The organism is Paenibacillus sp. LK1, from assembly GCF_002750415.1.
GTDB classification, from domain to species: Bacteria; Bacillota; Bacilli; order Paenibacillales; family Paenibacillaceae; genus Paenibacillus; species Paenibacillus taichungensis.
Genome location: NZ_PEII01000003.1, coordinates 25948 through 46256, shown reverse-complemented (window position 1 = coordinate 46256; position 20309 = coordinate 25948). Strand labels below are relative to the sequence as shown.

Genomic DNA, 20309 nt, shown 5'->3' with positions numbered 1-20309 from the left:
TGGTAAGTATGTATCGAGGCAATAGATCAGGGACTTTGAAGCATGACTGTTGAAAAAGGGAATAATCTGTAATGTTCATGCCATCCTACAGAATGAGACTAGATCAGATATTCCATTTTGAGAGGAGAAATGCCAGATGTCAACCAACACACAAAACAAAAAGACGATGCCAGCCCAACATCAGAATCAGCGCCCGGGTATTGAATCGGAGATGCACCCTAAGCCAGAGTTTGAGAAACCTGAATATAAAGCAGCCGGTAAATTGTTGGATAAGGTTGCTCTGATCACGGGTGGAGACAGCGGAATTGGACGTGCTGTTGCCGTTACATATGCGAAGGAAGGCGCAGATGTAGCGATTGTATACCTGAGTGAACATGAGGATGCAGAAGAGACCAAACGTCAGGTCGAGCAGGAAGGACGCAAATGTATTTTGATTGCCGGTGACATTGGTGACAATGCCTTTGCCAAGAAATCCGTGCAACAGACAGTAGATCAGCTGGGCAAGCTGGATATTGTCGTGAATAATGCAGCGGAGCAGCATCCCCAGCAGCAGCTGGAGGATATTACTCCAGAACAGTTGGAGCGTACGTTCCGCACAAATATTTTTGGCATGTTTTATATTACACAGGCTGCTCTGCCACATCTTAAGAAAGGCAGTACAATCATTAATACAACCTCCATTACCGCATATCGCGGAAATCCGACGTTAATTGATTATTCATCTACGAAAGGAGCTATCACTTCATTTACACGCTCCTTGTCGATGAACGTTGTGGAGAAGGGAATTCGTGTGAATGCTGTCGCTCCAGGGCCGATTTGGACCCCGCTCATTCCATCCACATTTGATGAGAAAAAAGTGAGCGAATTTGGTGCAACTCAGCCGATGAAACGTCCAGGGCAACCGGATGAACTGGCTCCAGCTTACGTGTATCTCGCTTCGGACGATTCTTCCTACGTGAGCGGTCAGGTGATGCACGTTAATGGCGGCGAAGTGGTCAACGGATAATCCATTGACGGCGTAATTCGAATGAAGGCGTATCGTTTACCAGCACGACTGGTCGATACGTCTTTTTTTATGAGTATATTGCGAAATGGATTTAATTTTGATCCTGTTTACAAAAGTCGTGATCGGCGTTGATACAATCATGATATTTTATCATTAGGCTTGCCAGTGGATAGTTCTAGAACAGCTGCCGCTCTGCTGCTTATCAAAAATGGCAGGGTCTCCATGCTATCTGTGATATGATATAGACCGAACAAGTAAGCTTCGGGGGCGGTCATATGAAGATTAGCAAACAAAATGCAGCACACTATATATGGGGTGGACAATGTGATGGCTGGCATCTCGTCCAAAATGAAGCACTGAGCGTTATTCATGAACGTATGCCTGCAGGAACATCTGAAACCCGGCATTATCATTCGATAAGTCGTCAGTTCTTTTTCATCCTTAGTGGTGAGGCCTGTATGGAACTTAACGGGGAAGAGTTCATGCTCGGACCCCATGAAGGGATAGAAATTGCGCCGAAGATGCCACATCAGATGCAGAATCGTGGAGAAGCAGATGTGGAGTTTCTTGTTATTTCACAGCCCACCACTCGTGGTGATCGAATAGAAATGGATACGTAATTATTAATTTTATAACAAAGGAAGAGATAGATGAGACCGTTCCGAATTCGCCTTGCCATCATTATGATGGTGCTGATCGGTATTTCCGTCATTGTTGCGGGTTATACGATGGGCAGAGTTTTTAAGACTACTCACATTACCGCACTGGAGCAAACGATGGTGCGTGAGATCAACTTGCTCAAAGCAACGTTCCCGTTTCATGATGCAACTGATCCAAACAATGCAGAGACACAGAAATATTACTCTGAACGTGCTGTCGAGCTGGATCGACTGACGGATTCACGGGTAACCTTTATCAATAAAGACGGAACGGTCATTGGCGACTCGGAGAGCGATCCCAATTCAATGGACAACCACTTGAACCGTCAGGAGATTAAAGAAGCGGTTGGACAAAACTATGGTCAGTCAATTCGTTATAGTGCAACATTAGGACAGGACATGCTGTATGTTGCGCTTCCTGTGAATTCGGATCAAAGCGACATGATTGAGTTACCCAATGGGAAATTTGACGGTTACATTCGACTATCCATGAGCCTTGAAGCTGTAGATCAGGGCCTTCAGCAGGGATGGATTTTGATGTTCTTCACCCTGGGCCTTCTGTTTCTGATTGTGGCTCTGGTAAGTTACCGGGTTGCGCGGGGACTGACATCACCCATTGAGCATATTACGAAGGTGGCTCACCGGATCACCAAGCTGGATTATGATGCGAGAGTGGATGTAACTCGAAATGATGAGATCGGTCAACTGGGACTTGCCATTAATGGAATGGCAGACAGCCTTCAGATGCAGCTAAAAACGATTAGAGATAATGAAGCGCTGCTGCAAAGCGTGCTTGCCAACATGACAGGCGGCATTATCATGATTGATGCAGGTCAATCCATTGCGCTGGTTAACCGGGAAGCGGAGCGTATGCTTGGCATTCAGGCGGAGCGGGTTACCGGGAAACCTTATATTGAATTGAAGCGGCATTATGAGCTGACGCGCACGATTGAAGAAAGTGTTGCATTGCGAGAACCAATGCATGAAGAAGTAAGTGTGTTCAATCCGGTGGAAAAATTGATTCGTATTGATGGAGTACCGATGTCTGAAGATGACGGCGCTTATCGGGGAATGCTCTTCCTCCTTCAGGATGTAACAGCAATCCGCAGGCTGGAATCGATGCGCAGTGAGTTCGTAGCAAATGTATCTCATGAACTTAAGACGCCGGTAGCTGCAGTCAAAGGTTTTGCCGAAACGCTTCTTAGCGGTGGCGTACAGGATAAAGAGACAGAGCGTTCATTCTTGCAAATCATATATGATGAAGGTGACAGACTGAACCGATTGATCGGAGATATTCTGGAATTGTCCAAAATTGAGTCCAAACGGGCTCCGCTGCAGTGTTCACCTGTGCATGTGCATTCGTTCTTCGAGATGGTTCTGGGTACCTTGTCCAAGGTGGCGGAGAAGAAAGAGATTCGGCTGGAGATGAATGTTCCCGAAGAATTGTATATTGAAGCTGATGAGGATAAAATGAAGCAGATCTTTATTAATCTGTTATCCAACGGCATTAATTACACTCCTGAGGGTGGGCGGGTAAAACTACAAGTGTCGGTTGAACATAATGAGGACGAAGAAGAAGTTGTATTTGCAGTATCCGACACAGGAATTGGTATTCCGAAGAAAGATTTGCCGCGGATTTTTGAACGCTTCTATCGGGTAGACAAGGGCAGATCCCGTAATTCGGGAGGAACTGGACTTGGACTTTCAATTGTGAAACATCTGGTAGAATTGCACCATGGCAAACTGTCTGTAGAGAGTGAACTTGGCATGGGGACTACGTTTCGTGTTATCCTTCCATTAATTCAGGATGAAGAAATCTAGTGCAATGGAAGTGAAATGTAAAAGGAATGCGCTGTTTTACACAGAGTTAACAATTAGGTGCTATGATAAACAAAGTGTTGTGGCAACAGACAACCTATAGGAGAGAAGGGGTATCATGGCGCAGCGTTTGCTCGTTATTGAAGATGAACCAACATTATCAAGATTGCTTACGTACAACCTGACACAAGAGGGCTATGATGTTATTGCTGAGGATCACGGATCTTCAGGTTATGATCGGGCGTTGTCCCAGGAATTTGATCTGATTCTGCTGGATCTGATGCTTCCTGGAATGAATGGTCTGGATATTCTGAACAAGTTACGAATTCAGGGTGTCAGCACACCGGTCATTATTCTCACAGCCAAAAACGGTGAAGCCGAAGTTGTACAAGGCTTAAAATCAGGTGCCGATGATTATATTACGAAGCCATTTGGTGTATCTGAATTGCTTGCACGTGTAGATGCAGTATTAAGACGTTATTCGAACGGTGAAGATTTGCCGCAGCCAGAGGATAAGGACGGTTCACGTATTATTCTGGGAGAGCTTGAGATTTATCCTTTGAAGTATGAAGTGACACTGGGTGGACAATCCATCAGTCTTCGTCCCAAGGAATTCGAGGTACTGCTTTATCTGGCCAAGAAGCCGGGTGTTGTGCTTACTCGGGATGATCTGATGAATGCGGTCTGGGGCTTCGATTATATCGGAGGACAGCGCACGGTGGACGTTCATGTCAGTTCATTACGGAAAAAGTTGGAGCTTGATCCGGAATCGGTTCACATTGATTCAATTCGCGGTGTAGGTTATAAATTAGTTGTAAAAAGAAAAACTCCCCATCATTCAAGTTAACAATGATCGGGGAGTTTTATTTTACATTCCGTTAACACAAACAATTATTTTCCTTTACGTATAGGGAGTAGGATGAAGCTGTCTGAGTGATACTTTGTACCTACATATCCCACCTCAGGACGGAGCTCATACGTAAAGGAGATTGCGCATTTATGCCCATGTTGCTCGAAGTGAAGCCCGACCAGCCCGAAGAAATAATAGATACGCAACAGGATCAAGTTATAGCTCCCATGGGAGAGCAAAAAGATGATGATAAAGTTGGGGGCACCAAAGAGAATGTAATCTCATTAAGGGATTATTGCCGTCAAATACCTGTAATTGACGTTCACACTACCTGTGGGGAAGCGGCAAGCCTGCTCAATCAGGATCAGGAGTACCCTTGTATTGTATTATGTGATGATCACATGCAGCCATTAGGTTTGTTGATGCGAGAGACGTTATACCGGATGTTGAATGGACGCTTCGCGGCAGATCTCTTCTATCGGAAGCCGGTTGTACATGTAGCGGACTCTTCTCCTGTTATTGTCGATGTGCATGCAGAAGCGACTGCGATTATTGACATTGCTCTGGCGCGCAGTGAGCAATATTTCTACGATTGTTTGATCGTTACGGAAGAAGACCGATTGCTGGGTGTGCTGACGATGAGGGATGTCATGTCCCTTTCCCGTAAGCTGCAGCATGTGGCTTCGGAAGAACGTGTACATATTATTACACAGAGCAGGCAGGAAATAACGAGAATTAACGACTCTGTCACCAAACTGGTTCAAGCAGCTCGAAAGGCGGGGCAAGAAGCGTCTCAGATCATGCAGTTATCCGAACGGGGAGCAAGCAGTCTCAATCAGGTTGATGCTTCCTATAACCGTGTATATCAGCATATGGAGGGTCAGCAGAAGCACGCGGATGACATGCTTCGCTCCATCGACATGGGTTCCGGGATGGCGCGTTCCATTCGTTCATTGGCTGACCAAAGCGGGCTACTCGCCATGAATGCTTCCATTGAAGCGGCACATGCGGGGGAGTATGGACGGGGTTTCCAGGTCGTCGCTGGTGAGATTCGCGCACTAGCCAAGCAGACCCGTGAGGTTGCGGGTAATATGTCCTCTTTACTGGATGATATCGGGGGATTGACCAGACAGACTGTAGAACTGGTGAGAGCAAGCTCGGCAGAGATTGATAACAGCTCTGTTCATGTAAACGAAGGTGGGGCTGCGTTCAAACAGTTGAACACGGCTGTAGCAGGCATGTCCCATATTGCAGCGGATATCGCGATGGAAGGCAATACGGCGGGAGAATTGGCTGGGCACATTCGGGAGAGACTGCAAGATATGGTCCAGGCGGATGACTAAACGAAGGTAGGATGGACATCATTCATACACAATGATCGGATAGGAGGGTCGTGGGTGTGAAAGAAGTCTCTTTTTACATTCCGTTAACATGAAAGTGATACTGTTTTTACAATGAGAGGGTAGGATATTATAGATGACCGAGAGCCAAGTTCAATCATTGGCATCGGTCTACGTAAGGGAATCTGGTTGTCCCTGCCGCGAAGGAGAAGTGAACATCCATGAAGGACCTCATTCACATTGAAGGACTTAATTTATACTATGATACGCATCACGCGCTTAAAAATATATCGATGGACCTGCCGGAGAAGACGGTTACCGCATTTATTGGTCCGTCGGGCTGTGGTAAATCGACCTTGCTTCGTACATTGAATCGGATGAATGACATGATTCCAGGCGTACGTGTGGAAGGACAAGTTATGTTGGACGGTTCTGACATTTATAGCAATGAGATTGAAGTAGAGACGCTGCGCAAGCGGGTCGGAATGGTATTTCAGCAACCTAACCCTTTTCCAAAATCCATTTACGATAACGTGGCCTATGGACCACGACTTCACGGGGTGACGCAAAAAGCCGAACTGGATCGTTTGGTTGAGCAGAGTCTTGTTCATGCTGCACTGTGGGATGAAGTAAAGGATGTGCTCAAAAAATCAGCACTCAGTCTCTCTGGTGGACAACAGCAGCGCCTCTGTATTGCGCGTGCTCTGGCCGTGCAGCCTGACGTACTGTTGATGGATGAAGCAACATCTGCACTTGATCCAATCTCAACGCTTAAAATTGAGGAACTGGTCAAGGAATTGCACCACAAATACACGATTGTAATGGTAACCCACAACATGCACCAAGCTGCACGTGTATCGGGTCGTACAGTATTTTTCCTGAACGGAGAAGTGGTGGAGGCAGCAGATACAGAAACGTTGTTCTCCACACCGCAGGATTCCAGAACCGAGGATTATATATCCGGACGGTTCGGATAAGCAAGCTGAGTTCGAACGATCCCGGCGTGTCCGGAGATGATGGATAAGGAGGACATGGAATCTATGATTCGCAGAAAAGAATTTGATCAGGAGCTTGAGGAACTGCGCACACTGCTTCGGCAAATGGGTGAGCATGTAGGCACAGCTTTGGATGGTGCTATTGAAAGTTTACAGACGATGGATGCCGAGAAAGCTCAGGTCATCATCAAGAATGATGCGAATCTGAATGCCCTGGAAGACAAGATTATGGAACTGGGTTCCAAGCTCATCATTACACAACAGCCGGTAGCGAAGGATTTGCGACGCATTATTGTTGCCTTCAAAATCTCAAGTGACTTGGAGCGTATGGGTGACCTTGCGCTGGATGTGGCCAAAGTGACCCTTCGTATGGATGGGCAGGAGCTCATTAAACCGCTTGTGGATATTCCAAGAATGGCGGAAATCGTGAAGTCCATGATTGAGGAATCCATTGAATCCTTCCTGAAAGAAAATACGGATCTGGCCTACAAAATGGCTCAGACCGATGATCAGGTTGACCAATTGTACAGTCATATGATCAGTGATCTCTACTCGTTTATGACAGACCATCCAAATAAGGCTTCCCAAGCGATGCTTTTAATGTTGGTAGGACGTTATATCGAACGGATTGGTGACCACGCAACAAATATTGGTGAGAGCACGGTGTATCTGGTAACAGGAAAACGCCCTGATTTGAATCAATAGGTAACCGCTTATAGTGGAATTGGGGTATTATTCGTAGCGAAATGAAGGGACTTTCTCTCGGTCGGCCTGTGAACAGGTCACCCGCTGAGGGAGTTCCTTTTTTTGCAGGCCAAATCATGACCTATAAAGATGACTAATTTTTTTGTTGTAACTGGTGTGTATGGTATCATGAGAGTAGATGTAATTGAAGGATTGACCATACGATACGCGAGGTGCTGGAATGGACAAGTTTATTCTTATAGATGGAAATAGCATTATTTACAGGGCGTTTTTTGCAATGCCACCGCTAACTAACTCGAAAGGCTTGCACACCAATGCGGTGTACGGCTTCACCACGATGCTGCTGCGCTTGCTGGAAGAGCATAAACCGACACATGTGATGGTGGCATTTGATGCAGGCAAAGTTACGTTCCGGCACGAAGGTTACCAGGAATATAAGGGTGGTCGTGAGAAAACACCACCGGAGTTGTCCGAGCAATTTCCGCTGCTGAAAGAGCTGCTTCAGGGCTTCGGTATTGCCCAGTTTGAGCTTGCAGGGTTTGAAGCGGATGACATTATCGGAACATTAACGAAACGTGCGGACGAAGCTGGAAGACAGGTTCTCGTTGTGTCGGGTGACAAAGATATGTTGCAGCTTGCCTCTGAACATGTGCATATCGGGCTTACGCGTAAAGGGGTAACCGAGATTGAGCTATACGATCCCGCTCATATTAAGGAGCGCTATGGTCTGACCCCGCTGCAAATCATTGACCTCAAAGGTCTGATGGGCGATGCGTCCGACAATATTCCGGGCATTCCTGGCGTCGGAGAGAAAACGGCTCTGAAACTGCTGCACCAGTTCGGTTCGGTTGAAGAAGTTCTTAACGGTACAGGTGAGCTAAAGGGCAAAATGAAAGAAAAGATTGAGGCTCACGCCGAAGATGCACGTATGAGCAAACAGCTTGCCACGATCCACCGTGAAGTTCCATTGGAACAAACATGGGAAGATATGCAGTTTGCTGGCTTAAAAGAGGAACTGGCAGGTCCGGCTTTGGCCAAGCTCGAATTCAAGTCTTTGCTTGAGCGCCTGTCATTCCGTGCAAGTGTAGTTTCTGAACAGGAAGCCGTTCCGGCTGCCGCAGTGGAATCCTCCATTGCAACAGAAGAAACGATTAGTGAACTGTTCGGTTCACTCGAATCCATTGATGTGCTGCATGTGGAGACACATGGCGATAACCCGCATCAGGCGAAACTAATTGGACTTGCTGTTGGTTCAGCCGGAACCTATACATTCCTGTCTCCTGAATTGCTTCAGTCTGAGGCAGCGGCCCCGGTAAGAGAGTGGCTTGGCAATGCAGATCAACCCAAGCGTGGTTATGATCTGCACCGTGTTGATCTGGCATTGCATGCGCATGGCATTGAGTTTGCTGGAGCGTCATTTGATGTGCAGCTGGCTGCCTATTTGCTTGATCCAACCGAATCGAATCAGACGATCAGTGGCCTGACCACGAAGTATGGTCTGCCTTCCCTTGTGGAGGATGATACGGTTATGGGCAAAGGTGCAAAATACCGGGTGCCTGAGGCGGATATACTGGGCGATTTTCTATGTCGCAAAGCGGCCGCAGTAGCAGCCATTATTCCACTCCAGGAGCAGGCACTGGAGAGCAATGAGATGAACGCACTTTTCCATGAACTCGAGATGCCGTTGTCACGTATTCTTGCAGATATGGAGAAACAGGGCATTAAGGCTAATACGGCAGATTTGCAGGCTTTGGGTAGTGAGTTCGAAGAAAATATCAGCAGGTTGATGGCGGAAATCTACAAGCTTTCCGGCACGGAATTCAATCTGAATTCACCGAAACAGCTGGGTGAGATTTTATTCGATAAACTAGGTCTGCCTGTGGTGAAGAAAACAAAAACAGGATACTCTACGGATGCCGAAGTATTAGAGAAGCTGGCTCCATATAATGATGTGGTCAAACATATTCTGCAATATCGTCAACTTGCCAAGTTACAGTCCACATATGTAGAAGGACTGCTCAAAGAGATTTCAGATAAGGATGGCAAGGTGCATACGTTTTACCGTCAGACGATCGCGGCTACTGGGCGTCTGAGCAGCCAGTTCCCGAACTTGCAGAACATTCCGATTCGGATGGAGGAAGGTCGTAAAATCAGGAAGGTATTTGTTCCTTCCGAGCCGGGATGGTCCATTTTGGCAGCAGACTATTCGCAGATTGAACTGCGCGTCCTTGCACATATTTCAGATGATGAGCGGCTGAAGGAAGCTTTTGTTCAGGACATGGATATCCATACGAAGACGGCCTCCGATGTGTTTGGTGTGAAGCCAGAAGAGGTGGATGGAGACATGCGTCGTTCTGCCAAGGCGGTTAACTTCGGGATTGTATATGGCATCAGTGATTACGGCCTTTCGCAGAACCTGCACATCACGCGGAAAGAGGCAGCACAGTTTATCGATCAATACTTTGAAGTATTCCAGGGTGTTCGCCGATATATGGATGATATTGTGAAGGAAGCCCGTCAGGATGGTTATGTCAAAACGTTGCTGGAACGCCGTCGTTATCTGCCAGAAATCAATGCAAGCAACTTTAACCTGCGTTCCTTCGCGGAACGGACAGCGATGAATACACCGATTCAGGGAACTGCGGCAGATATCATCAAGCTTGCCATGGTACAGATGGATGAAGCGCTGCGTGAACGCAAGCTGAAGAGTCGCATGCTGCTACAGGTGCACGATGAACTTGTATTCGAAGTGCCTGCGGATGAGCTGGAACTGATGAAAGAGCTGGTTCCTTCTGTGATGGAAAAAGCATTGGAGCTGTCAGTACCGCTAAAAGCAGAAGTCAGCTACGGAGAGAACTGGTACGAGGCTAAATAATAGATCCCAAGCGGGTTTTCCGTTATTTTACAAAATATTTTTCAACTGTTTTCGACACAAGAAGGGGTCCCGCTGAGCGCCATCTTCCGTTATAATATAGGGGAGGTGAGAACATCATGCCGGAATTACCGGAAGTCGAAACAGTCAGAAGAACATTGAATCAACTTATTGTTGGCAAGACCATTGACTCCGTTACCGTTAGCTTGCCGCGGATTATTCAGCGGCCGGACGACATAGATGCATTTGCAATGGAACTTAAGGGACATACCGTGATCGGTGTGGAGCGCAGAGGCAAGTTTTTGCGTATTTTGCTGGACGGGCTGGTGCTTGTCTCCCATCTGCGGATGGAAGGCAGGTACGGGGTGTACCAACAGCATGAGGAAGTGGAGAAGCATACCCATGTTATCTTTCACTTTACCGATGGTACAGAATTACGTTACAAGGATGTCCGTCAATTCGGTACAATGCATCTCTTCAATGCAGGGGAGGAACTGGTATCCAAACCTTTGTTAAAACTGGGGCTGGAGCCGCTTGATCCTGCGTTTACTGTAGCTGCATTCCGTGATGCTGTTGGCAAACGAACGACCAAAATCAAAGCCGTCTTGTTAAATCAGGCATATGTGGTCGGCATCGGGAATATTTATGTGGACGAGGCATTGTTCCGCGCAGGTATTCATCCCGAGACCATTGCCAAGACATTGACCGAAGCCCAGTTAACCGTGCTGCATGAAGCGATCGTAGTTACGCTGCAGGATGCGGTGGATGCAGGAGGTTCCTCCATTAAGTCCTATGTCAATGGACAGGGCGAGATGGGAATGTTCCAGCATCAGTTGAAAATATATGGACGCAAGTCTGAACCCTGTGCAACGTGTGGCACATTAATCGAGAAGAGTGTAGTAGGCGGTAGGGGAACGCATTACTGTCCAAACTGTCAACCGCTGCCCTAAATCGTTGATGGGTTTGGTAGCATGAACGAAATCGTCAAATTGTAGCACCCTTGGATTCCTCCCTCCATATACTGATATGGCAGAAATAAGCGGGCGTATACCCATACTGGCAGCCGCCAGTTGGAACGAGTTCCGCACAGGGGAGGAATCCGGGGTGCTGCATCATTTTATTTCATTAATGGCGCTTGCTTTGGCGCTTAGTTTAGATGGTTTTGGGGTCGGGATTACATATGGGCTGCGGAGGACTAAAATTCCGCTGTTATCCATTGTCGTCATTTCCATCTGTTCGGGTCTGGTTATTGCATTATCGATGCAAGTAGGTGTGCTGCTGTCTCATGTCGTATCTCCGGACGTGGCTTCAATTGTTGGAGCGGTTATTCTGATCGGTATTGGCGCATGGTCGTTGCTGCAACTCATTCGAAAACGGGGCAAGGAACAGCTGGAAACGGACAATGGAGTGGGTGAGGGAACAGGAGCAGGAACAATCCGCAGTAGTACGCAAGCCTCACCAGAAGCTCAGCCGAAGGGCAGAAATCAGGTGCTCGCGCTTGAACTTGAGCCATCTGCTTCTGGAGGATCTCTGGAACGAATGGTCTTTACACTTGAGCTGCGGAAGCTGGGTGTAGTTATACAAATTCTGCGGAGTCCCTCGAAGGCAGATATGGATAACTCGGGCAGTATATCCGTCCAAGAAGCGATGTGGCTTGGTATAGCCCTTTCTCTGGATGCTTTCGGTGCAGGGTTAGGGGCAGCGTTATTGGGATTCCCAACTTTGTGGACAGCATTAGTTATTGCGTTGTTCAGCGGGGCATTTCTGTCTCTGGGCATGAAAGTTGGATTACGCTTTGCTGCTTTGCGGTGGATGCGAAGATTATCTGTATTACCTGCGCTTTTATTAATGTTTATGGGAATAATGAAGTTGTTGTGAGGTGAAATAATGAATATTGGCTTAACCGGCGGGATCGCGACAGGCAAAAGCAGCGTGTCCGCCTTTCTCGCCAGTAAGGGAGCGTTGCTCATTGATGCAGATGTTATTGCCCGGGAAGTAATGCTGCCCGGGCATCCCGTTTTGGCTGCGGCTGTACAGCGTTTCGGACAAGCCATATTGAATGAGGACGGAACACTGGATCGGAAAAAGCTTGGCAGTATTGTGTTTCAGAATCCAGAGGAACGTAAGGCACTTGAGGCGATTACACATCCTGCGATCCGCAAGGAGATGCGCGAGCGCGCTGCACTGTATGAGCTTGAACATCCGGACAAGCTGGTCGTATCGGATATTCCGTTATTGTACGAGTCAGGGCTGGAGGATGGCTTCGAAGAAGTGATGGTTGTTTACGTTCCGAGATCAGTGCAGCGGGAACGACTGATGAGCAGGGATGGAATGACGGCGGAACAGGCAGACGCCCGTATCGACGTGCAGATGGATATTGAAGATAAGAAGCAGCGTGCTGACGTGGTTATTGATAACAGCGGCTTGTGGTCAGAGACGGAGCAGCAACTCATTTCTTTTTTGCATCGTAAGGGCCTAATATGAGATTGCTGCGTAAGAAACGGGTATTGTTGTTGATGTTTGTGTCTTTTGTATTGGTGCTGTTCCTGAATACCAATTGGATGTCATGGTTCTATCCGATTCATTATAAGGAAGAGATTCGTGCCCAGTCTCAGAGTTATGAGGTTGATCCGTTTCTCATCGCTTCCATCATCAAGGTGGAGACCAATTTCAAGACAAGCAAGGAATCCAAGAGAGGTGCCATCGGGTTAATGCAGCTAATGCCTGACACTGCTAACTGGATTATGGAGCAGGCCAAAATTCCGGGCACCTCACTGGAAGAATTGAAGCACGAGCCTGAAAGGAATATTCAGCTGGGTACCTGGTATCTACGCAACCTGTCAGATCAATTTGACGGGAATGAAGCGGCTATGATTGCTGCTTACAATGCAGGTCCAGGTAAAGTGAACTCATGGCTAAGGGATGGCGTATGGGATGGTTCATTCGAGACGGTCAAAGATATTCCGTTTGGTGAAACCCGGCACTATGTACAACGCGTCATTTATTATTATAATCAGTATGTAAAGATCTATAATACGTTCTAAGTTAATACAATCTGGATTCATGGTCTAAAATAAGTAGAAGCACCGAGCAGGCCGGTTGTTCACCGGCCGCTCCATGCTCCTCTGTGTACCGTATTACGATGCAGATATTATTGGTATTGACCTGCCAATTGCTGTTCTGCAATTGTTACCAGACGCTTCGTGATGTATCCACCGATCGAACCGTTCTCGTAAGAAGTCATGTTACCTTGGTATCCGTCTTGTGGGATGCTGATTCCGAGTTCTTGAGCAACTTCATATTTCAGTTGTTCGAGAGCTGCGGAAGCTTTAGTTACCACCAGGTTGTTGGAGTTACCATTGCTTTGTGCCATTGCTGTTCACCTCCTCGCGGTTGGTAAAAGTATTATGTGTCGGCAATACGATTTTCATAACTAAATGCATGTAGGCAATTTCTGGTAAAAAGTAAAACATGGGAAGTGATCTGATTTGAAATGTCCTTATTGCGCCTATCTGGGCACAAAGGTGCTTGATTCAAGGCCGGCCAATGAATCGAAATCGATTCGTCGTCGTCGTGAGTGTGAGCAATGTAGCCGTCGATTTACAACTTTTGAAATGGTGGAAGAAACACCGCTGATCGTCATCAAGAAGGACGGCAGTCGTGAGGAATTTAGCCGTGACAAGATTCTTCGTGGCCTGATCCGGGCTTGTGAGAAACGTCCGGTCTCTGTGGAGACACTTGAAATGATGGTATCTGAGGTAGAGAAGTCTCTGCGAAATACAGCCGATGCTGAAGTAGAGAGCCGTCAGATTGGCGAACTACTGATGGAACAGCTATTTCCAGTGGATGAAGTAGCCTATGTGCGCTTCGCTTCGGTGTACCGTCAATTCAAAGACATCAATATGTTTATGAAAGAACTCAAATCCCTATTGTCCAAAGATGACAACGCGGATTAGTGAAACGGGTAAAAGGGGAAGAGCATTCTGGGGTTACCATCTGTGTGTTCCAGTAAAAAGGTTGTTCTTCTCCAATCACTTTAGCTTCAAGAAAAAGTTGTTGACAGCAAAAGCTGTATTTTATATGATATAGGAGTCGCCTGCGGAGCATTGCAGATTTGGACAACTTGTTATATTCATAATTTGGGGCCTTAGCTCAGCTGGGAGACCCCGCTTACTAGAAACACTACCAAAGTACATAACAAAGCAATTTAGAAACTACGCCTAAAGCGTGGCTTTTTTTTCCAGTCTTCTCATGGTATAATATCCCTATAAATATCAAGGAGATGAATACAATACACGCAATTAGATTGGATGCAATTAAATACCTCTTCATTCTTGGAACCGCAGCATTAGCAATTTTACTCTATAAGTACATCCCAAGTTTCAGCGAAATCAATCAAACAATGTGGAATGGACTAGCCGATCTGGTGGAATCAGTTTGGAGATACTTGATGACTCAATTTGGATATATGAAACCTGACTTCTCAAATACAGCCCCTTAGAGGGCTTTTTATTTTGTTTGTGAGGAATCCTTAATTTTCAGGTATCGGATTCGGCGTTTCACCGAAACCGAAAACTAAATAAACACATGATCATATGTCCGAGTAATTGTATATGATCGCTGTCAACCATATCGACCGCCAAGGTTGACGGGTCAACTTAGGTACAACACGTACCTAACTCAGTTACCCTCAGTTTGGGGGCTACTCGTTGGACAAATCTATCCGTTGACAATGTTTATGTTATAATATAGCTCATCACTGAAATAAGGAATGAAATCAATGCACTCTGAAGACAGCATGTTTGAGCAGATAATGAAGTTGAAACGTACTCGTGCAATAAAGGGTAGGGAGCCCAAAGTAGTACACAAACCAATTATCCCAAAGGGAGTAGCTGAAAAGGAATTAATCGAACTGAACCTACGATACTCCCGCTTAGTAAAAGAAGCTGAGAACCCCGCAATACCACTTGAGCGTGTATTAGCGATTAGGAAGGAATTAACCGAAATTAGACGGTTGAAAAGGGATAGGGATTCAATTGAATAGGTATTTGGGTTCTGCATATTGAAGAAGTTTGCTATAAATACAGGCTTTTTACAATATGAAGAACCCTCATTTACCTTTAGCAGCCATCCATACAGCCGTAATCAACAGTATAAGAGCCGTAACAAGTACAGAGTAAACATACTTCAAATCCACTCCAAACCTCTCCATAACGAATCCTATCAAGGCTAACGAGTCACCAATAATTAGAACATACGATCCCTTTTTCATGTTACAACTCCAATTTATTACATGTATTGTAATGTTATCTTAGATTATGTATGCTAGAGTTAGTTGTTACCCTTTGGGTAACAGAATGTATACATAGAAAATGGCTCCTCAATTTTTGAGGAACCACATGTAGTATTATGTTGGACAACAGGGGATGACAAGATGAAAAGAGTAAAAATACGAACTATATTGATTAACAGCTTAATTGTTATTGCAGCAATCGCTGTATTATATTTTAAGATATTTATCCTGCCATGGTAAATGGAAAAAGACCCCAAAAGGGTCTTATTTTTTTAGTAGTTTTCACCATTCAGACTTACTTTCGATTCATTAATTTTTTTATCAAGTAATCTGTTGATTGTTTCATCGAGAATAATCTCTTTAGCGAGTTTCTCCATCTCTATTCGGTATTCATTTATATCTAAGCTTTTTTTATCCTCATTTAATTTATCTTCTTCTCCATCAACCAACCAATTGGCAGAAACGTCAAAATAATCGCTAACCGCAATGATGAAAGACAGAGTTGGTTCTTCTTCGTCATTTTCTATTGATTCAATTAGAAAGGGTGGATATTTTTTAAATACAGTGAATCCTGCTTTAATATGCTCACCAACAATAATCTTAGATAGCTGATTAATTGATAAATTGGCCTTCACTCTTAAAAACTTTAACCGATCACCAAATGTTTTTACATTAAGTTCAGAAGGTATTATCCATTCTTCAACTGGTTCGTGAATTACAACATGCTTCAGAGATTCGTAATACTCCTCTGTACTAAAATAGTCCTCTCCAAAGATTTCTTGCATTTCATTGCTCAACTCACTGTATTTTACTGGTTCGGTTTCATCTTTATATCCAGCTAATATCATTAAAACATTGTATGAGTGTCCGTAAGCGTTAGCCAACTTTTTTATTTGCTCTGGAGACACATTAGCAGCAATTCCTTTTTCAAGATTATTTATATATGTGTGGCTAACTCCTGATACTTCAGCAGCTTTTCGTAGTGACCACTTTTTTTGCGTTCTTAGTTCTTTAAGAAGGTTCCCAAGTTGATTATTTAAAGAGAAAGTTTGCAATACGGCACCTCCTGTAAATTGAAATTGTAAAGTTGTAAATTCAAATTTACAAAAATGATTGACACTGAATCTTGCTGGAGATATATTATCATTATAGCTTTGTAAATTTGAATTTACAACAGTTTACATCCAGAGTTTTAATACATAATTCATCACGATTCGACATATTTTATCTCATTAATCGACAAAATCCCAACTCCATAGAACAGAGAAGGGACTATACTTGCCTTATACGATTTGAGAATGAAGTTGTTAAGTACGTAATTATCTTTTGAATTTCTTATGTTCGTTGATTAGTGCTTCAACCGTTTCGTTGGCTCTTTTGTTTATATAGTCAAAAGTTTCAGTAGATATATATGGTATTGTTTCCAAGTAACTAAGCATTCTTTTTTTTATTTTTTCTTTGCGGTCTTCATCGGAACTAACACCATCAAGATAGATTCTTACAATGTGATCATTCGATGCAAAGAACATGCCAGTAGTTCCGCTGTTTGGATCAGCAGAAAGTTTTTCCTCTTTAAGTTCGTTGATACGATTAATAGTCATTTGTATTTTGGTAACAAGATGAATGTATTCATCATAATATCTGGTAGCCTTTGTATCAAAATCTCTCACACCTAAAAGAAAATCTGTACTTTCATTAAGAATGCTTGGAAACATCGCTAAAACTTCAAGTTTTGGTTCTCTGGTTCCTAGCTCCAGTTTACCATAGCCTTGGGGTGACATACCTACCATTTCAGCCACTTCTTTTTGACTTAATTTTGATTTTTCTCTAGTAAATTTCAGTCTTGCAGAAAAAATATCCAAAATGATTCCTCCACCTATTGAAAAATAAACAAAACGGATATATACTGATTAAAAGTATCCGAATTGCATAGTTAGTTTTAATTAGATATCCAAAATGGATACTTTTAATTTAACAGAGTATTGGTGGATATGCAAGAGAATCACTTGAAACGAACTCTTATTACATCTGGAGTATAGTTGAATAAGTCTGCAACATCATATCTTCGTCCATCTTGCTCAAATGAAATTCGATTAATTGTATCAAGTAATGTTCCAAGAGTCTCAAGTTTAATCGCTTTGGTCTTACCATCTGACATTTCAGTAATAAGATTCGGTCGTAACTTGGCTTCAACGGCGAGTTTGTTCTTGCTTATATTTAACTCATCGAGAATTGTATCTAAATTGATTTCGATCTTTGCCAACTCAACACCTCATTATGTAGTTACTATAGTTACCATTGTAACACACGTTACTTATTAAATATAGATTATCGAAAAATGATAAATTAATTTAGATTAACTATTTACATTTAACGAAATTCGATATATAATAAGATTATCAAGTTAAGCACAACTCAATCCAAATCAAAAGGAGACAATACATATGACACTCATGAACAACAAACCATCCACAAATCCACAAGCAGAGGAGCAAACTACAATGACAACTTCTTCCCAATTTACTTGGACGTTTGAAGAACTCTTCACAGATTGCAATGTAAACAAAAAGGCTATTCAATTGATTGCCGATATTAAATCAATCTTGGTCACTGAGGAGCTCCGCACCCAATTTATGATGCGTATTAACTATGACCCATCTGCACTTGAGGTATTCGACCTTGTTCATAGAATGAGAGAAGAGCAACTTCTTTTCAATCCAATGTCTGATGAATCATTCCTTGACATGTACTTACTTAATCCACTTCAAGCATTGAAAGAATACTTTAAGCATAGCGTTGTTCTTGTACATTTGGAGCGTATCAGAGAATGGAACATCGACATTAGAGAACTGGTCAAGTTAAAACAAAATGATAGCACTATTCATTTGAACAGAGCTATGCAAATACTTTATTTTAAATAAAGTCGTGCAAGCACGACGTGACAGGCACAAGTTAGATCTCTTCGAGGAGAATAGTTCACCAAAGATTTACTTAATACATAAACATCGTACTCGAACAAGCAACATAGTAATGTAAAAATTCATGTAACAACGTTTTAAATCATATATATTGCTCTCTCTGTAAATACCATCTCCCCAGATGAAGAAAGAGCAATATATATGAATGATAGTATAACATATTTGATCTTGCTATTTATCGCTATTTTAATTACAAATTGGAGGAAGTTGAATGAATTTAAATGATAAGTACATGTACAAGGCTTTTGTAGGTGCTGACAACAATACATACTCATATGTAATTGCATCTCCTGATAATAAAACCGTCTTGGCTTCAAGTCTCAATCCAAGTCATGCACCAAAGCTTTTATACGAAAGAAGACATTTGGCTAGTCTTTATGCATTGATTGGATGCCTTAGTAAACTTCAATTATTAAACATTGAAGATGCACTTATTACCATTGATAGCAAGTTAAACTGTGAAGCTTTAAACATGGATATTGATTACACTAGATTTTCAGTTAAGTACAAAAATCTTATCCATCGAGTGAGACAGATGCTTCTAGCATTAAATAACGTTAAGTTGGTGTTTGATTATCATAACCCGATTAAGTACATCATTAAAAACAATGTCTCTTTTCATGATATTCAAAAAGAATGGGACAAGATTAAATCCATAAAAAATGATGATGTTAAAAATTTCATTTACCATGTTGATTTTAAATCGGCAAAGGATCAATACAGAATACCAGCAATAGAAGCCATAGAGATTTATTGTTCTGGATACCATGGATATCTTTCCTATATAGTGCAACACAAAGATGTGGGTAAAGTAGATCATGTTATTGAATTAACTGAGGAACAGAAGAATCATTCTAGTAAACCTCAATACCTTCAAATTGCTTCTGTTAATCTTGCATTAGATTACATAGAGAGTAAAAATCTTGCTAAGGTATGGCTGTATCTTTCAGATATGGCGTTCATAAATCAATTAAAAAGTGTGGGTAAAATTGCACAACAAAGTAAGGCCGACATCTTAAACCTACACCAACGTCTGGAAAACTCCAATATTGAATTAATCTTCATGGATAAAAAGGAGAATCTAGCGAGGTTAGCGATTAAAAAGTTAAGAGAATACGAGCATTTTAAATCTATCTCACATACTTGATGAAATGACACTTTCATTCGCAACTTATTGCGAAGAACCAGATATTTGAACAATGCAACAGTGTATTGTAATGAGAAACATTGTATTCGGACAATTCACCTAACAACTAATATATACATTCCCATTAAGTTGGGAAAGAGGAGGTAATCATGAACAAACTTTTAATCCTGCTTAACAACATTGTCCTGTCCACCCTTGAACTAGTGATTAAGTATTTGCCACCATTCATACACAACACGACTATATTAATTATCTTCACTGATTCGCTTGTTGCACTAGCTGAAAAATTGTTAATAGTAATCAATAAAGGCAGCGTTGAAAAGGAGGTCGAATATGGAAGAGAAAGAGTACTATGAAGCCCATGAACGTGTGAAAATTGCGATGTATAGTTATGAGTTAAAAAATCCTGATGTAGAGTACCTGTATGCTACAGAATATGAACTGGAACAGGGTAAGGTATTGGTCAAGTACATGAGGGATCAGGACTATCTTGTGGTGATCAGATGTTTTGAATGGGAAATCGATTTTGATAATCAAGTTGAGGTTTCCAAATTTAAAATTACTGATTTTAATGTATTTGTCGAAATATTCTCCAATGGTGAGTTAAATCTGTGAACAAACAATTGCCTACACCTAATATGAAAGG

Annotated in this window: 23 protein-coding genes; 18 read left to right on the top strand and 5 right to left on the bottom strand. The window is 43.2% G+C overall.

From position 1 onward, the window contains the following. Positions 1 to 136 precede the first annotated feature (136 nt). The 12 genes from CS562_RS07185 (at position 137) to CS562_RS07130 (ending at position 13289) form a co-directional block, all read left to right on the top strand. Positions 137 to 1006 carry an SDR family oxidoreductase gene (locus CS562_RS07185; protein ID WP_076289782.1) on the top strand — a complete coding sequence of 290 codons (870 nt, stop codon included), beginning with the start codon at positions 137 to 139 and terminating at the stop codon, positions 1004 to 1006. A gap of 275 nt (positions 1007 to 1281) precedes the next feature. Next, on the top strand, positions 1282 to 1626 hold the full coding sequence (locus tag CS562_RS07180) for a cupin domain-containing protein (protein ID WP_076289781.1): 345 nt from the start codon (positions 1282 to 1284) through the stop codon (positions 1624 to 1626). Positions 1627 to 1656: 30 nt separating this feature from the next. After that, complete coding sequence (gene pnpS / locus CS562_RS07175) at positions 1657 to 3486, top strand: two-component system histidine kinase PnpS (protein WP_076289780.1); 1830 nt, start codon at positions 1657 to 1659, stop codon at positions 3484 to 3486. Between the two features lie 115 nt (positions 3487 to 3601). Continuing rightward, positions 3602 to 4330 carry a response regulator transcription factor gene (locus CS562_RS07170; RefSeq protein ID WP_053783546.1) on the top strand — a complete coding sequence of 243 codons (729 nt, stop codon included), beginning with the start codon at positions 3602 to 3604 and terminating at the stop codon, positions 4328 to 4330. A gap of 152 nt (positions 4331 to 4482) precedes the next feature. Further along, positions 4483 to 5676 (top strand): methyl-accepting chemotaxis protein, encoded by a 1194-nt coding sequence (locus CS562_RS07165; protein ID WP_099854722.1) that lies wholly within the window; start codon positions 4483 to 4485, stop codon positions 5674 to 5676. A gap of 218 nt (positions 5677 to 5894) precedes the next feature. After that, positions 5895 to 6650 (top strand): phosphate ABC transporter ATP-binding protein PstB, encoded by a 756-nt coding sequence (gene pstB / locus CS562_RS07160; protein WP_063568101.1) that lies wholly within the window; start codon positions 5895 to 5897, stop codon positions 6648 to 6650. Between the two features lie 63 nt (positions 6651 to 6713). Beyond that, the gene (phoU, locus tag CS562_RS07155; protein ID WP_076289778.1) at positions 6714 to 7373 is read left to right on the top strand and encodes a phosphate signaling complex protein PhoU; all 660 of its coding nucleotides are present in this window, start codon (positions 6714 to 6716) and stop codon (positions 7371 to 7373) included. A 220-nt stretch (positions 7374 to 7593) separates the two neighbouring features. Further along, positions 7594 to 10248, top strand: coding sequence for a DNA polymerase I (polA, locus tag CS562_RS07150; protein WP_099854720.1), 2655 nt, complete (start codon positions 7594 to 7596; stop codon positions 10246 to 10248). Between the two features lie 116 nt (positions 10249 to 10364). Further along, positions 10365 to 11195, top strand: coding sequence for a DNA-formamidopyrimidine glycosylase (gene mutM / locus CS562_RS07145; protein WP_099854718.1), 831 nt, complete (start codon positions 10365 to 10367; stop codon positions 11193 to 11195). Between the two features lie 154 nt (positions 11196 to 11349). Continuing rightward, on the top strand, positions 11350 to 12123 hold the full coding sequence (locus CS562_RS07140) for a manganese efflux pump (RefSeq protein ID WP_099854716.1): 774 nt from the start codon (positions 11350 to 11352) through the stop codon (positions 12121 to 12123). A 9-nt stretch (positions 12124 to 12132) separates the two neighbouring features. After that, complete coding sequence (gene coaE, locus CS562_RS07135) at positions 12133 to 12729, top strand: dephospho-CoA kinase (RefSeq protein ID WP_099854714.1); 597 nt, start codon at positions 12133 to 12135, stop codon at positions 12727 to 12729. Continuing rightward, entirely contained in the window at positions 12726 to 13289 is a 564-nt protein-coding gene (locus tag CS562_RS07130; protein WP_063568107.1) for a lytic transglycosylase domain-containing protein, read from the top strand. The genes coaE and CS562_RS07130 overlap by 4 nt, the downstream gene beginning before the upstream one ends. A 107-nt stretch (positions 13290 to 13396) precedes the next feature. On the opposite strand, the gene CS562_RS07125 is transcribed toward CS562_RS07130, so the two are convergent. Continuing rightward, positions 13397 to 13618, bottom strand: coding sequence for an alpha/beta-type small acid-soluble spore protein (locus tag CS562_RS07125; protein WP_053783555.1), 222 nt, complete (start codon positions 13616 to 13618; stop codon positions 13397 to 13399). Between the two features lie 115 nt (positions 13619 to 13733). Between CS562_RS07125 and nrdR the strand changes: the two genes are divergently transcribed. Both nrdR and CS562_RS07110 read left to right on the top strand, forming a co-directional pair. Then, positions 13734 to 14201 (top strand): transcriptional regulator NrdR, encoded by a 468-nt coding sequence (gene nrdR / locus CS562_RS07120; RefSeq protein WP_099854712.1) that lies wholly within the window; start codon positions 13734 to 13736, stop codon positions 14199 to 14201. A gap of 824 nt (positions 14202 to 15025) precedes the next feature. Beyond that, positions 15026 to 15289, top strand: coding sequence for a hypothetical protein (locus CS562_RS07110; RefSeq protein WP_099854708.1), 264 nt, complete (start codon positions 15026 to 15028; stop codon positions 15287 to 15289). Positions 15290 to 15355: 66 nt separating this feature from the next. On the opposite strand, the gene CS562_RS32855 is transcribed toward CS562_RS07110, so the two are convergent. The 4 genes from CS562_RS32855 to CS562_RS07095 all read right to left on the bottom strand — a co-directional run bounded on the left by CS562_RS32855 (position 15356) and on the right by CS562_RS07095 (position 17801). Next, positions 15356 to 15517, bottom strand: a complete 162-nt coding sequence (locus CS562_RS32855; protein WP_180287065.1) for a hypothetical protein — start codon at positions 15515 to 15517, stop codon at positions 15356 to 15358. 293 nt (positions 15518 to 15810) lie between these two features. Then, a complete protein-coding gene (locus CS562_RS07105; protein WP_180287064.1) occupies positions 15811 to 16593 on the bottom strand; it encodes a helix-turn-helix domain-containing protein in 783 nt (260 codons plus the stop codon). Between the two features lie 264 nt (positions 16594 to 16857). Continuing rightward, a complete protein-coding gene (locus tag CS562_RS07100; protein ID WP_180287063.1) occupies positions 16858 to 17400 on the bottom strand; it encodes a helix-turn-helix domain-containing protein in 543 nt (180 codons plus the stop codon). 140 nt (positions 17401 to 17540) lie between these two features. Continuing rightward, on the bottom strand, positions 17541 to 17801 hold the full coding sequence (locus CS562_RS07095) for a helix-turn-helix domain-containing protein (RefSeq protein WP_257219416.1): 261 nt from the start codon (positions 17799 to 17801) through the stop codon (positions 17541 to 17543). 181 nt (positions 17802 to 17982) lie between these two features. On the opposite strand from CS562_RS07095, the gene CS562_RS07090 reads away from it, so the two are divergent. The 4 genes from CS562_RS07090 to CS562_RS07075 all read left to right on the top strand — a co-directional run bounded on the left by CS562_RS07090 (position 17983) and on the right by CS562_RS07075 (position 20278). After that, a complete protein-coding gene (locus CS562_RS07090) occupies positions 17983 to 18459 on the top strand; it encodes a hypothetical protein (RefSeq protein ID WP_099854702.1) in 477 nt (158 codons plus the stop codon). A gap of 268 nt (positions 18460 to 18727) precedes the next feature. After that, positions 18728 to 19663, top strand: coding sequence for a hypothetical protein (locus tag CS562_RS07085; RefSeq protein WP_099854700.1), 936 nt, complete (start codon positions 18728 to 18730; stop codon positions 19661 to 19663). 149 nt (positions 19664 to 19812) lie between these two features. Then, positions 19813 to 20019, top strand: coding sequence for a hypothetical protein (locus CS562_RS07080; RefSeq protein ID WP_099854698.1), 207 nt, complete (start codon positions 19813 to 19815; stop codon positions 20017 to 20019). Beyond that, on the top strand, positions 19997 to 20278 hold the full coding sequence (locus CS562_RS07075; protein ID WP_099854696.1) for a hypothetical protein: 282 nt from the start codon (positions 19997 to 19999) through the stop codon (positions 20276 to 20278). Before CS562_RS07080 ends, CS562_RS07075 begins: the two co-directional genes overlap by 23 nt. The last annotated feature ends 31 nt before the right edge of the window (positions 20279 to 20309 follow it).

What these genes read in the sequence shown, in the direction of transcription:
- CS562_RS07185 (WP_076289782.1), top strand. Translation starts at nt 137, where the DNA reads ATGTCAACCAACACACAAAACAAAAAGACGATGCCAGCCCAACATCAG.
- CS562_RS07180 (WP_076289781.1), top strand. Translation starts at nt 1,282, where the DNA reads ATGAAGATTAGCAAACAAAATGCAGCACACTATATATGGGGTGGACAA.
- pnpS (WP_076289780.1), top strand. Translation starts at nt 1,657, where the DNA reads ATGAGACCGTTCCGAATTCGCCTTGCCATCATTATGATGGTGCTGATC.
- CS562_RS07170 (WP_053783546.1), top strand. Translation starts at nt 3,602, where the DNA reads ATGGCGCAGCGTTTGCTCGTTATTGAAGATGAACCAACATTATCAAGA.
- CS562_RS07165 (WP_099854722.1), top strand. Translation starts at nt 4,483, where the DNA reads ATGCCCATGTTGCTCGAAGTGAAGCCCGACCAGCCCGAAGAAATAATA.
- pstB (WP_063568101.1), top strand. Translation starts at nt 5,895, where the DNA reads ATGAAGGACCTCATTCACATTGAAGGACTTAATTTATACTATGATACG.
- phoU (WP_076289778.1), top strand. Translation starts at nt 6,714, where the DNA reads ATGATTCGCAGAAAAGAATTTGATCAGGAGCTTGAGGAACTGCGCACA.
- polA (WP_099854720.1), top strand. Translation starts at nt 7,594, where the DNA reads ATGGACAAGTTTATTCTTATAGATGGAAATAGCATTATTTACAGGGCG.
- mutM (WP_099854718.1), top strand. Translation starts at nt 10,365, where the DNA reads ATGCCGGAATTACCGGAAGTCGAAACAGTCAGAAGAACATTGAATCAA.
- coaE (WP_099854714.1), top strand. Translation starts at nt 12,133, where the DNA reads ATGAATATTGGCTTAACCGGCGGGATCGCGACAGGCAAAAGCAGCGTG.
- CS562_RS07130 (WP_063568107.1), top strand. Translation starts at nt 12,726, where the DNA reads ATGAGATTGCTGCGTAAGAAACGGGTATTGTTGTTGATGTTTGTGTCT.
- CS562_RS07125 (WP_053783555.1), bottom strand. Translation starts at nt 13,618, where the DNA reads ATGGCACAAAGCAATGGTAACTCCAACAACCTGGTGGTAACTAAAGCT.
- CS562_RS07110 (WP_099854708.1), top strand. Translation starts at nt 15,026, where the DNA reads ATGCACTCTGAAGACAGCATGTTTGAGCAGATAATGAAGTTGAAACGT.
- CS562_RS32855 (WP_180287065.1), bottom strand. Translation starts at nt 15,517, where the DNA reads ATGAAAAAGGGATCGTATGTTCTAATTATTGGTGACTCGTTAGCCTTG.
- CS562_RS07090 (WP_099854702.1), top strand. Translation starts at nt 17,983, where the DNA reads ATGACACTCATGAACAACAAACCATCCACAAATCCACAAGCAGAGGAG.
- CS562_RS07085 (WP_099854700.1), top strand. Translation starts at nt 18,728, where the DNA reads ATGAATTTAAATGATAAGTACATGTACAAGGCTTTTGTAGGTGCTGAC.
- CS562_RS07080 (WP_099854698.1), top strand. Translation starts at nt 19,813, where the DNA reads ATGAACAAACTTTTAATCCTGCTTAACAACATTGTCCTGTCCACCCTT.
- CS562_RS07075 (WP_099854696.1), top strand. Translation starts at nt 19,997, where the DNA reads ATGGAAGAGAAAGAGTACTATGAAGCCCATGAACGTGTGAAAATTGCG.